General features: G+C 57.9%; 8 protein-coding genes. 5 read left to right on the top strand and 3 right to left on the bottom strand.

From position 1 onward, the window contains the following. From P5540_17460 to P5540_17450, 3 genes are all read left to right on the top strand, one after another. Window positions 1–2,099 (top strand): endo-1,4-beta-xylanase (locus P5540_17460; protein ID HRT66609.1); only part of this gene is annotated, 2,099 nt, incomplete at its 5' end. Between the two features lie 13 nt (window positions 2,100–2,112). Then, the gene (locus P5540_17455) at window positions 2,113–3,522 is read left to right on the top strand and encodes a kelch repeat-containing protein (protein HRT66608.1); all 1,410 of its coding nucleotides are present in this window, start codon (window positions 2,113–2,115) and stop codon (window positions 3,520–3,522) included. Between the two features lie 1,170 nt (window positions 3,523–4,692). After that, a complete protein-coding gene (locus tag P5540_17450) occupies window positions 4,693–6,030 on the top strand; it encodes a Gfo/Idh/MocA family oxidoreductase (GenBank protein HRT66607.1) in 1,338 nt (445 codons plus the stop codon). A 135-nt stretch (window positions 6,031–6,165) separates the two neighbouring features. Here P5540_17450 and secD read toward each other — a convergent pair whose 3' ends face one another. From secD to tgt, 3 genes are all read right to left on the bottom strand, one after another. After that, window positions 6,166–8,802: a protein translocase subunit SecD gene (gene secD / locus P5540_17445; GenBank protein HRT66606.1), complete on the bottom strand. Its 2,637-nt coding sequence runs from the start codon at window positions 8,800–8,802 to the stop codon at window positions 6,166–6,168. A 52-nt stretch (window positions 8,803–8,854) separates the two neighbouring features. Continuing rightward, window positions 8,855–9,214 (bottom strand): preprotein translocase subunit YajC, encoded by a 360-nt coding sequence (gene yajC / locus P5540_17440; protein HRT66605.1) that lies wholly within the window; start codon window positions 9,212–9,214, stop codon window positions 8,855–8,857. A gap of 129 nt (window positions 9,215–9,343) precedes the next feature. Next, window positions 9,344–10,498: a tRNA guanosine(34) transglycosylase Tgt gene (gene tgt, locus P5540_17435; protein HRT66604.1), complete on the bottom strand. Its 1,155-nt coding sequence runs from the start codon at window positions 10,496–10,498 to the stop codon at window positions 9,344–9,346. A 311-nt stretch (window positions 10,499–10,809) separates the two neighbouring features. On the opposite strand from tgt, the gene P5540_17430 reads away from it, so the two are divergent. Together P5540_17430 and P5540_17425 are read left to right on the top strand one after the other, a co-directional pair. Then, complete coding sequence (locus P5540_17430; GenBank protein ID HRT66603.1) at window positions 10,810–12,054, top strand: hypothetical protein; 1,245 nt, start codon at window positions 10,810–10,812, stop codon at window positions 12,052–12,054. Between the two features lie 3 nt (window positions 12,055–12,057). Then, on the top strand, window positions 12,058–12,957 hold the full coding sequence (locus tag P5540_17425; GenBank protein HRT66602.1) for a sugar phosphate isomerase/epimerase family protein: 900 nt from the start codon (window positions 12,058–12,060) through the stop codon (window positions 12,955–12,957). Window positions 12,958–12,975: the final 18 nt, after the last annotated feature.

The raw sequence follows: 12,975 nt of genomic DNA, 5'->3' as shown, positions 1-12,975 counted from the left end.
TCTACGGCGGCCTCCGCAAATGCGCATGGAAACCTTCGGACGGCGACTGGGAGTGTTACAACACTTCTTCCTGCTACTGTAGCGAAGATCCGGCCTGCGATCCCTTTGCCGAAGGGTTGCCGGGCTATGACGCCGAATGCGCCAACACCAAGACGAGCGTCTTCGCCTTTCAGCGATACGACGCCTACCGGCAGTTGCTCGCGCACGACTTCAACTATGTCGGAACCTGCACGGAACTTGAGATGCCGGCGCCGTTCCGGCGAAAGAACGCCAATCCCTATTTCGGTTTCCCGGACGAAATCCTGGCGGATTTCGCGCCGGAAAACGACATGAAGGGTTCCGCTCAGACGCTCCTCTATATGATGCCGGCATGGATACCCTATACCATCCTGACGCCCTATCCGTCGAATGCCCCAACGGTGCTGGCCAATCTCCTCTTCGATTTCATTGACATCGTCATGCCCCGCTATGCCTCGTCCGGTGTCGTCAACCGATGGACCGTGGCGAATGAAGCCGTGCGTGACGACGATCCGCCGGTTACCCTGAAATATGCCGTTACGGCGGATCCCGAAGACGACGTATGGGCGCTGAACGACGGTTACGGCCACACGCTGGGTACCCAGTTCCCGCAACAGCATGCCACCATTGACAACACCAACGTCTATGTCGATGTGCTGGGCCTCATCGACGACGAGATCATTCGGATCGAGACCGCGCCGGACAGCAACGGCCTGATTGGCGTGTCTCGCGGCCAGGGGGGAACATCTGCAAGCGCTCACGCGGCGGGGGCCATCCTCTATACGATAAAGAATCTCATCAAGCCCGAATATCCCAACATGAAACCGCATACCGAGGACGAAACCGACCCCGAACTGCTGAACAAGTATTGGCTCTGGCACACCATCACCGACACGCCCAACGATCGGGCGGGCGATATCTCGGACGTGTTCCTGGTCGAGGCGTTCAAACGGGCGCGGTATTGGGGTCCCGATCTCAAGCTGCTCTATTGCGACTACGGGTGCATCTTCCCGACCAAGACGACGCTCGTCGGCCAGACGCAAGTGACGGTGGTCAACGCAAAATTCGAACGGGTAAACGCCCTCAAGAAACTGCTGATCGCCTCCGGAGCGCCCATTGACGGTATCGGCGTCCAAATGTATGTCCCCGCGTGGGCCTGCCTGACGGCCGACGCGGGTGGCGAAGATGGACTCCGGCTCAATCCCAAACAACTGCGCGGAATCGTTGAAGGCTTAACCCTGCTTGCCGAGGGTGTTTCCATAGTTGCTATCAGCGAAATGGACATCCGAATGGGAATAACCAGTTTGGGTAATTACGAGTATGATGCCATGAAAGATCATGTGGGTGAAGGAAAGTGGGAGTCCCTTTCCATTGCGGATCGTCAGAAGTGGCAGGGATATGTGTATCGCGAGATCTTGAACGCCGCGCTGGCCGTGCCGTTTCTCTACAGCGTGAATCTATGGGGTATCATAGACAACATCTCTTGGTTGAATCTTCGTGATCCCTATGGGTGGCCTTGGTGTCCCAAGTATCCCGATCCGGGCGCATGCAATCCTGATCTATTGGGTGGCACATCATATGACTCACAGACCGGAACCTGGAACGGGCGTTACCTTCGCAAGCCCGCGTACTACGGCGTGCGCGAGGCCATCCAGAACTACTTCGGCACGGCGTTTTCCGTCAAGGACGTATCGGGCAACGAATTGGTTCGATTTGTCAACAACGGCAACGTCGTCGTTTTGAAAGGGCTGTTGAACCTCAACACAAGTCAGACGACGCTCAACGAAAAGGGAACGGCGAATTCGTTCATTGTAAAGGACAGCGCCGGAGACAAGAAAGCCGTGGTCGAACCGACGGGCGAAGTCTTTCTTGCGGGTGGGCTGACTGAGGAGGTGACGAGTCTTTCCATTCCATCCGGAAAAACGGCCTTCGTCGTCAAGAATGCCGCCGGAGACGCAGTATCTCTGATCGACTGCGATGGCCATCTCGTAATCCGGGGCAAGGTGATTGTGCAAGGGGTCTCCCATACGCTCGAACACAATCCCAATCATGCGGGCGATCCGTATTCGACGTATAATTAGGAGGAACCGGAACATGAAACGGTCGAAAGCCATGGGTTTCCCGTTTATCATGGCAACATACGCTTGCTGTTATATCTGGTGTTTTACGCCGGTTTGCGCCACCGGGGAAAGCGCCAAGAGTTCCGCCGTGCCGGAGATGAATTATTCCTGGTCCTGCGCGACTACTGCCGCTCCATGGCCGCCGCGGGTACGTCACGCTGTTGCTGTATTTCACGATAGATTGTGGGTAATAGGGGGTACTTCCGACTTGTATCACGGATTGAACGACATATGGTCTTCTGCGGACGGCGTCAATTGGGAGCAGGTCGCGTCGAGTGCGCCGTGGCCGGCACGCGAGAACCATCAGGCATTCGTCTTCGGGGACAAACTTTGGGTTGCGGGTGGTATAGACTACGCCGTATCGTACAACGACGTTTGGTTTTCGGCAGATGGAAGCACATGGGAAAATCCGATACCATCAGCTCCATGGTCTCCCCGATGCAATCACAACATTTTGACAACGGGGCAAGGAATCTGGCTCCTGGGCGGCTATTATCCGGAACTGAATGATGTGTGGTTCTCGCCGGACGGTGTGCAGTGGACACAGGTTGTGGAGCATGCATCCTGGTCCTCTCGCATGGGACAAGCAGGCGCGGTCTTCCGCGAATATGTCTGGATTGCCGGCGGCGTCTATTTCAACACTAGTATTAATAGCACCACACAATTTAATGATTGCTGGTACACTGATAATGGCGAAAACTGGATCCAAGCGGTTGAGAATGCGCCATGGCACGTTCGCTTCGGACATGCGTTGGTGTCGTTTTCCAACCGGCTTTGGATTTTTGGCGGCACCTATCTGACCGGATCGGGGCATTACGCGCACTTTGTCAATCTGAACGACATCTGGGCAACGTCCGATGGCGCCGACTGGACTCGAATGCCCGATGCTCCTTGGGCGCCACGCCGCTGGCATGCCAGCGCAGTTTTCAATGGGAAACTGTGGATCCTTGGCGGTATTGCAAAGTCAGGAATTGAGGAAGCCAAGATTGTCAACGACGTCTGGTGCATGTCGCCGGTGACGGTATCCATTCAGGCAACGGGTAGTACGTGGCGGGAAGAGGGCCGTCCCTTGGATCTCAAGGCGGTTACAGACGGCATTTCAGAACCGATACGCTATCAGTGGATCAAGGATGGGTCACCCCTTGCCGGCGTGACCACGGACATGCTTCATATCGAAGCCATTGCGCCGTCCGACGAAGCCGCCTACACCTGCCAGATCACCGATCAATACGACGCATCCTTTACCGCCGACCCGGTCCTCATTCGCGTCTTCGCTTCCGGCAGTCTGCCTGTCTGTGGTCTTGGAGGCTGTGCCATTATGACGCTGGGATGTCTGCTCGCCGGTTGGCGTCTTCTGATCCGACGCGGAGCGCTTGGGAGTTGAAAGGCGCGCTATGGGACGTTGAATGAAAGAAGCGAAGGCGAAGAACCGGTGTCGCCCGGTTGTTTTGGAAGGCTGTTTTGATGGCGTTGCCGTCCGGAACAATTTGAACCACGAAGGAACGAAGGCGCAAAGCATTGTGTGTTCGCGGGAAATGCAATGCTTGGAATCATCGTTGTCCAAACAATTTCTTGCGCCAAGACAACGTGTTTGTAGTGCGGGTTTCAGCCCGTTGACCCACCCGGCCTGCGCCGCCCCGATGGGATTATCACATACACGCCGCAATGCCGCAAGGGGTTCCTTTTACACCTCTTTACCCCGTTCATCTTTTCTGCGTGAGAGTGCCGAATTCTTGCTTGTATTCACCTGCCCTGAACGCGCATGGGGACTCTTTCGGGTGCGGAACGTCGGACAGACTGTCCAGTCGGTCTTTTCCGCAGCCACGCCATGTCCATGGACGGACAGGCTAGACAGCCTGTCCCACACACTCGCCCTTAGGCGGTGGAAATAAATAAAGGTAGCAACTCGCTTCATGCAGAACGCGAATTCATTGCATGTTTCAATCGCGATTGTAATTTGCCCATACCATAAGCTGCGACCTCTATTCCTTTCCGGCTACTTATTTCTGCTCCTGTTGGGACTCTGCATTCAATGTTTCAATACGATTCCGTAATCCGTTCAACAGGAAAAACAACATTTTTCGGGCAATTGCAGCCTGCACAATGTTCGAGAATTCGGTACTCTCATGTTTTCTGTATCTGCGTGTATCTGCGTCATCCGTGGATCGTGTGGTCTACCGCAGATGACGCAGATGCACGCAGATGGGAAACAGGGCATGGGTGTTTGGGCCAGGCGATCCCAAACTCGAATCCGCCGGTAATAAGGGATTCAGGGTCGCCAGCGCACCTGAAAGCCGGCAAATAGGCCGCATGCGGGGCGACGACGTCTGCGCGATTGGGCATGTCGTTTTTGATCGAACGAGGCGGCGGAATGGCGGCAAGAGGCCGCTTTCACCGTAGACTCGGCATCCTTGCCGCGTTCCTTGCGCGCGGGCGGTCTTGAACGGTTTGCGCGGCTTTGCCATACTGGTGCGGGCGTCACGGGAGAGGGTATCCCGTGTTTTACGCCTTGTGCGTGGGTGCATCCAACGGTTCAAAGGAAAGGGTTTTCGCCATGAGCAAGACAATCCAGCGCCGCCAGTTTCTCAAGACCGCCGCCACCGGAGCCGGGCTGCTCCTATTGCCTAGTGGCACGGTGTTCGGCGCGAACACCCCCAACAATCGCCTCAACGTTGCGTTGATCGGGGCGCACGGCCGGGCCACCGCCCATTACGACGGGCTTGCGGGGGAAAATGTCGTGGCGTTGTGCGATGTGGATGAAAATCATCTGGCGCTCGCGGCCAAGAAGTTTCCCAAGGCGAGGCACTATGTAGATTGGCGCAAATGCCTCCAGCGGAAGGATCTCGATGCCGTCGTGTGCTGCACGACGGATCACACGCATGCCTTCATCGCGAATTGGGCCCTGAACCGGGACTTGCATGTCTATTGCGAGAAGCCGCTGGCCAACAGCGTCGAGGAGGCGCGCGTGGTCCGCGCGACCTATCTGAAAAAGAAAGACAAACTCGCCACGCAGGTCGGCACCCAACGCCACGAACACGAGAATTTCAACCGGGTGCGGGAGTTGATCCTCGACGGCGCCATTGGGGAACTCAAGGCGGTCCATGCGTGGGGCAACCGCCAGATCCGGCGTCCGGGATACCTGCCCGCCGAGGGATCGCCGCCGAAGACCCTGCACTTCGATCTGTGGATTGGTCCTTCGCCGATGCACCCGTACAATCCGGGATATTTTTCCGGCCAGCCGGGGGCCAATTGCCTGCAATGGAACATGTACTGGGATTTCGGCAGCGGGCAGGTCGGCGACATGGGCAGCCATACGATGGATATTGCCTGGAATGCGCTGGATGCGGATTTACCCACAGCCGCCGAGGCAACCGGCGACGCATTCAATCCCGAAGTGACGCCCGTCGAACTCAAGGCCACGTTCCAGATTCCTGCCAACGACTGGCGCCCCGCCCTCCCGGTGATTTGGCACCAGGGCGGCGCGATGCCGCAATCGCCGATGGAGTGCATTGACCTGAACAAGATCGGCCACGGCGCGATGTTCAAGGGATCCAAGGGGTTCCTGATCGCGGACTTCGACAACCGGATCCTGCTGCCCTACGGCAAACAGGCGGACTTGACCTACTACAACCGCCGTCCGGCGGACAAAATCCTCCCGGCCATGAACGGTTTTCAGCGGGAATGGATTGATGCCTGCAAGGGCCGTCTCAAAACGTCCTGCGATTTTGATTACAGCGGAAAGATGATTGAAATGATGCTGCTCGGCCTGGTGGCGTATCGCGTGGGCAAGCCCCTTGAATACGATGGCGCCAACGGCCGCGTCACGAACTGCGCCGAAGCCAACGACCTGCTGCGCCGGCAATATCGCAAGGGCTGGACGCTGAACGGATAAGTCCGGTCCGCTTTGTTCACGGATCCGACAGACCGGCGAGGTATTGCAAGTCGGCTGGACCGTGCCGCGGCATGTAAAAAACGACCGGCCTTTGGACGTGACCAGAGGCCGGTTTCGGGTTTGCCGCAAAGGGGATCAGGCGGAGGCTTCCGCCGATTTGGCGTTGCCTTCTTTCTTGGGCCGCCGCGACGGCGTCCGGCCCGGTCCGACATTCTGACTGCTTTTCCGCCAATTCTGCCAGACGTAGGCCAAGGCGCTGGCCACGAAAATGCTGGAATAGGTTCCGATCGTGATGCCCACCGTGAGACAGATGGCGAAATCGCGCAGGACGCTGCCGCCGAAGAACAGCAACATGATCACCGTCAACAGGGTGCAGAAGGCGGTCAGAATGGTGCGGCTCAGGGTCTGGTTGAGCGCCGCGTTCATGACTTGGCCGAGCGTCAGGCCGCGGCCCGCGTATAGTTTCAGATCCTCACGAATCCGGTCGTACACAACGACCGTGTCATTGATTGAGTAACCGATAAGGGTCAGCACCGCAGCAATCACAGTCATGTCTATGTGGCGGCCGAGCAGAGCCAGCGCGCCCAAGGCGATAATCGAGTCATGCAATACCGCGATGACGCCCGCCACGCCCCATACCAGGTTGTAGCGGAACCACAGGTAAAGGATTTGGAACAGAAACGCATATAAAACAGCCTTGACGGCGTCAATGCGCAATTGCTTGCCGATGGCCGGCCCGACCACGGCCACGTTTTTCAAGAGGACCTTTTCCGGCCCGCCGGCCAACGAAGCCAGCGCATTGCGGATACGGCTTTCGATGACGCCCTCGCCCACGGCGGCGGCATCGCCGCCCCCTTCCTGGATATCGCTGGTACGGATGGCGAATTGATTGGTGGCCGAGGCCGTGTCGCCTTCGCCGTATTCCTGTACGATCGCGTTGCGGAAATTGTTCGTTTCGAGCTGCTTTCGCACACTGGCGATGTCAACCTTTTCGCCGGTATCCAGTTGCACAATCAGACTCGTGCCGCCGGCAAAATCAATGCCGAAGTTGTTGCTGGGACCGCGCCCGAAAAACGCAACCATCCCTGCCAAGATAAGAATGCCACTAAAGATAAAGGCCGGCCGGCGCCATTCAAGGAAGGGCAGTTTGGTGTCGGGCCGGATCAGGTTCATCATGACCAGTTTCTTCAGCCATTTTTTAGACAACATGACGTCGAAGATGGCCTTCGATACGATGAGCGCGGTAAAGACGCTGGTGAGAATGCCGATGGCCAATGCCACGCCGAATCCCTGCACGGGCCCGGTGCCGAATTGCAGGAGCACCAGCGCGGCGATCAGCGTCGTGATATTCGAGTCCATGATGGTCGTTGTTGCGCGTTCATAACCGAGATCGACGGCCGAGATGAGCGATTTGCCGTTGCGCACCTCCTCGCGGACGCGCTCGAAGATCAGCACGTTCGCGTCAACGGCCATGCCCATCGTCAGCACAAACCCGGCAATGCCCGGCAGCGTCAGCGTGATACCGAAATAGGCGAACGCCGCCAGCAGGATGAACCCGTTCAGGAACAGCGCGATGTTCGCCACAATGCCGCCCACGCGATAGTAGAACGCCATGAAGATCAACACAATCAGGACGCCAAACACAGCCGAGTAGGTGCCCTGTCGAATCGAGTCGGCGCCGAGGCTTGCGCTGACCACGCCGGTGTATTCCTCCTTCACCGGCACCGGCAACGATCCGGAATTCAGGGCAATCGCGAGGTCGTTGGCCTGCTGCCCGCTGAAATTGCCGGTGATCTGGCCGTTGCGCGTGATCTTGTCCCGGATGACCGGCGCGGAACAGACGACGCCGTCCACGACGATGGCCATCGGCTTGTTGATGTTGGCCTCGGTGGCCTCGCCGAACTTGATCGCCGATTCCGCGTTGAATTCGAACAAGATCTGATATTTACCCGGATGCTGATCATCCGGCCGCGCGACCGCCAACCGCAGCCCCTCGCCCGTGATAAGGGGCTGCTTGTTCATCAGATAGATGAGATATTCTTGCTCATCCCACGGATTGGGGGGTTGGCTTAGCGCCAAGATCTTGCCTTCCGGCAACAGTCCCTCGGTCTTGTTGACCTGATCCACGACTTCTTTGATGCGCCCGATGTGTTCGATGGGCACACGGAAGTAACCCTGGCGCGGATCGGGGCTTTTCAGGAATGGCGTGAACCGATCTTTGAAATCCGGATGCTTGCGAATGGCGTCGAATGCCTTGATGGTTTCATCGCTGCCCGAAACGATGTGGAACGTGAGATACGCCGTTTTCATGATGAGCGCGCGCGCGGCGTCCACGTCGCGTTCACCGGGCAACTGAATCTGGATCTGGTTCGTGCCCATTTTCTGGATGACCGGTTCCTTTGTGCCGAACTCGTTGATGCGCCGCCGAATCCGCTGCAGGATCATTTCCTGCACGTAATCCTCGGTGAATTTTTGTTCCTTCAGTTCCGGCGTGAGTTCAAAACCGAGCACGACATGCACGCCGCCCTGAAGATCCAGACCGAGATTGACGACTTTCGACCGGTCGAATTGGGCCCAGCGCTTGATGCCTTTCCATGTGTCGCGGAAGAAATTCGGCGCCCGATAGACGCTGTCCTCCTCCTTCCATTGCTTCAATTTGGCCTCGCGCGTTTGTTCGGATAGACACAACCATCCGACAGTGGGATAAACATAGATGAACGTGAACACCAACACCACGGTGATGAATGCCGTGCGAACCCATGAATTCTTCATTGATTACTCCAATCGGGCGTGGACGCCATGCCGCGCCGCCGTTTATCTGTCCTCAAGTCTTTTCCTGTCCTTCACGCGACACCACTTGCGAGACGGCCCCTCGCAAGAACTCCATCTTGACGTTGGGCTCGTCGCTCACGCGCAGCACCACCGTTTTCTCGGACAATCCCACGACATACCCGCAAATCCCCCCCTGCGTGATCACTTTGTCACCCTTGGCCAGCGACGCGAGCATTTCCTTGCGTTCCTTTTCCCGTTTCTGGTTGGGGCGGATCGTCAGAAAATACATGATGGCCATGAACGCCACCAGCATGAAGATCATGCTGTTCATCGGATTGCCCGTGGCGGCCGGCGCGTCGCCTGCGTCATTCGCCTGCGCCAGAACCTGTGCTAAAACCGCGCTGTTCCACACGTCCGTTCGACCTCCTCGCAACGCGACGATTTCAACGTCGCGGCGCTTCTTTGCCTGCGCTCTCTCGCGGCGTCGAAAACACCGCACCAACAGGAAAACGGCGGAGAAAACATGCTTCACCCGTGCCGCTCACGCTTCAGAAATTTCCCGCGTGGAATAGGCTTCGAGAAAAGCCCGCCTGAACTCGCAAAACCGCCCGCGAATTATCGCTTTGCGCGCGGTAGCCGCCAATTGTAGCATAAAGAACAGGTTGTGTAAAGTATTGAGACGCAGCGCAAGAATCTCGCCCGCCCGGTAGAGATGGCTCAAATAAGCGCGGGTGTACGTCGCGCATACCGGGCAGCCGCAGGCGGGATCCAAGGGACCAAAATCGTCCACGTAACACCGGTTTTTGATGTTCAAGCGGCCGCGCGACGTAAACAGGCTTCCATTGCGCGCGTTTCGTGTCGGCATCACGCAATCGAACATATCCACCCCGTGTTCGATGGCATGCAGCATGTCTTCGGGCGGCCCGACGCCCATCAAGTAACGCGGCGCCTCTTCCGGCAGCCGGGGCGCGGTCCATTCGACCACCTGGGCCATTTCTTCCTTGGCCTCTCCCACGCTGACGCCGCCGATGGCGTAGCCGGGGAAACCGACGGCCAAGGTCCGTTCGATGCTCTCGATGCGTAGATCCTGGTAAATGCCGCCCTGCACAATGCCGAAGAGCGCCTGCCGATCCGTCCCGTATTGAATCCAGCGATCTTTGCAGCGGGCCGCCCATGCTGCGGTGCGTTCGAGCGATTCCGAAGCCGTCTCCGGCGTGCAGGGATAGGGGGTACATTCATCGAAGCACATGATAATGTCCGCGCCGATGGCGATTTGGATGTCCGTCGCCTTTTCCGGCGTCATGTCATGCCGCGAACCGTCAATATGGCTGCGGAACGTCACGCCATCGTCTGTTATTTTTGTCAATCCGGCCAGACTGAACACCTGGAAACCGCCCGAATCGGTCAAAACCGGGCGATCCCACCGCATGAACGCATGCAAGCCGCCTGCTTTTCCGATGATATCCGTGCCCGGCCGCAAATAGAGATGATACGCGTTGGACAGAATCATTTGGGCGCCCGCGGCTTGCAAGTCTTCCCGCGAGACGGCCTTGACCGTCGCCTGCGTGCCCACGGGCATAAAGACCGGCGTTTCGACCTCGCCGTGCGGAAGACGCAGGCGTCCCGCGCGCGCCTGACAGTTCGGGTCGCGTGCTTCGACAACAAATGACAACGCTTTACAGGAGTTCTGTTTCATGGGCAAAGAGAACCATACCGAAAAAAACGGGAAGGCGCAATTCGGCGGTCCGCCGGCGCCGACTATCCGTTTTTTGCCCATAATATAGTTATTCGAATCACCACGAAAATACCCTTGGCCGTAACACCAATCGCGCCCTTGCGCTTGTTCGTAATCATGCTTCCAATCCAAACCATGGGTTAGGAACAGGGCGGTTGTCGGATACGGTTTCGAAATAGCATGCGCCCATGCACAAACGGAAGCAGCAGCCAATTTGCGCTTTACAGGCGGCAATGATATAAATAAACCTCAATCGGAAGGAGGAAGTTACGATGAAGACTGTAAGCGGTTCGAGTGTTGTCAAGGCGGCCAAGGCGGCGATGGAAGCGGGCGAAGGCATTCTGCGTCTTGCGCCGACGTGGGTGCCGCGTTCCTTTTTGCAGCCCGGCAAACGGTTGAAACTGCATCCCGATGATTATTATGCGCTCGGCACGCATCGCGGCGGGATTGACGAGCGGTGGTTCGCCTCGACGACGCATGCCGACAACGAGGGCGCGCCGGACGACGAAGGCCTTAGTTACGTTATCCACGACGGGCAGCGGTTCACGCTGCGCGACGCGGTCGAGGCGCTCGGCGCTGAAATCATCGGCGACGATATCTGGAACCAGTACAAGCGGTGGCCGGTGTACAGCAAGTTTTTCGACAACATGGGGCCTATCCCCCACCATTTGCATCAGAACTTCGAGCAGGCCGCGCTGGTTGGGCGCGAAGGCAAGCCGGAATCGTATTATTTTCCGCCGCAGATGAACGCCATCGGCGACAATTTCCCCTACACGTTCTTTGGCCTCGAACCAGGAACGACGCGTGAGGACGTTTGCCGTTGCATCGAGCGATGGAACGAGGGCGACAATGGCATTCTGGACTTGTCGAAGGCGTACCGCCTCAAGCCTGGCACGGGCTGGCTGGTCGGCCCGTGCGTGCTGCACGCGCCCGGTTCACTGGTCACCTACGAGCCGCAATGGGGCAGCGACGTGTTCGGCATGTACCAGTCGCTCGTCGAGGGACGTCCCGTCCCGCGTTCGCTGCTGGTCAAGGACATGCCGGAAGACAAGCACAACGACATTGATTTCATCGTGGGCGAGATTGACTGGGAGGCCAACGTTGACCCGCATTTCAAGGATCACCATTACCTCGAGCCGATTCCCGACGGCGACACGGCCGGCGAAGGCTATGTGGATCGCTGGATTAGTTATGGGCGCGTCGGAGGCAAACAGTATTTTTCCGCCAAGGAACTAACCGTCAATCCGGGCGTCAAGATGACGTTGAAGGACAACGGCGCGTCCGGCGTGATCGTCACGCAGGGCCGGGGTCGCATCGGCAACATGCCGCTGGAGTGCCCGGCGATGATCCGCTTCGGCGAACTCACCGAAGACGAGGTGTTCATCAGCGCGAAAGCCGCGCGGGAAGGCGTTGTCATCGAAAATTTGGGCAAGGCGTGCCCGCTGGTTCTCTTGCGCTATTTTGGACCGGAAGTCAACCCGCAGGCGCCCGAAGTCGGCGATTACAGGAAGGGATAAGTCATGAAAAAGATCTCGATTGGCACATGGGCATATTCGATTGGACCGTACGCGAACAACCCGGTTCCATGGGATGAAATCGTATCCAAATTGGCGGCGCTCGGATTCGACGGGGTGGAACTCGGCGGGTTCGGGATTCATCCGAATCCGGACATCATGCCGGACAAGGAGTCGCGCGCGAAATGCAAGCAGGGCGTGGCCGACGCCGGCCTCGCGTTTTCCGGCCTTGCCGCGAATCTGTGGGGCGAGAAACTGATCAACACGGACGACAATTCGCATTACCTGAGCGAGTTTCGCAAGAACCTCGAATTCTGCGTGGACCTCGGCATCCCCGGCATCCGGGTGGACAGCGTGCAGCCGCCGACGATTTTCGAGGAAGTGGACGAGGACACGGCCCGGAAACGGGTCGTCTCGACGTGGAAACGTTGTGCGCGCGAAGCGGCGGACAAGGGTATCTACGTGACGTGGGAATTCGAGCCGGGCTTCGCGTTCAACAAGCCGTCGGACATCCTGCGGATCGTGGATGAAGTCGGCGACGACAATTTCGGCGTGCAATTCGACACCTGCCATGCGCACATGGTCGCGGCGGTCGGCGCGCGGCAGCCCGGCAAAAAGGAAACGTTGCCCGGCGGCGCGCTCGAACTCGCGCAAAAACTGCGCGGCAAGATCAACCATCTTCACCTGATTGACTCGGACGGCACGCTGCACGACGATGAAACGAGCACGCACGCCCCCTTCGGTACGGGCATCCTCGATTTCGACGCCTTGCTGCCCGAACTCAACCGGTCCGGGATCAAGCACGACTGGTGGACGATCGATCTGTGTTTCTGGCCGGACGCATGGGCCGTGACGGCCGACTGCAAGAAGGCCGTTGACGCGCTGAACGCAAAATACGGCCACTGAGCGCGGAACGGACCATAA

The sequence above is a fragment of the Candidatus Hydrogenedentota bacterium genome, from assembly GCA_035450225.1.
Lineage (GTDB): Bacteria > Hydrogenedentota > Hydrogenedentia > Hydrogenedentales > SLHB01 > DSVR01.
The sequence above is the reverse complement of the archived record's forward strand: the minus strand, read 5'-3'. Positions and strand labels throughout refer to the sequence as shown.

Excerpts from the sequence above, each read along its gene's own strand:
- P5540_17455 (HRT66608.1), top strand. The coding sequence starts at position 2,113 with ATGAAACGGTCGAAAGCCATGGGTTTCCCGTTTATCATGGCAACATAC.
- P5540_17450 (HRT66607.1), top strand. The coding sequence starts at position 4,693 with ATGAGCAAGACAATCCAGCGCCGCCAGTTTCTCAAGACCGCCGCCACC.
- secD (HRT66606.1), bottom strand. The coding sequence starts at position 8,802 with ATGAAGAATTCATGGGTTCGCACGGCATTCATCACCGTGGTGTTGGTG.
- tgt (HRT66604.1), bottom strand. The coding sequence starts at position 10,498 with ATGAAACAGAACTCCTGTAAAGCGTTGTCATTTGTTGTCGAAGCACGC.
- P5540_17430 (HRT66603.1), top strand. The coding sequence starts at position 10,810 with ATGAAGACTGTAAGCGGTTCGAGTGTTGTCAAGGCGGCCAAGGCGGCG.
- P5540_17425 (HRT66602.1), top strand. The coding sequence starts at position 12,058 with ATGAAAAAGATCTCGATTGGCACATGGGCATATTCGATTGGACCGTAC.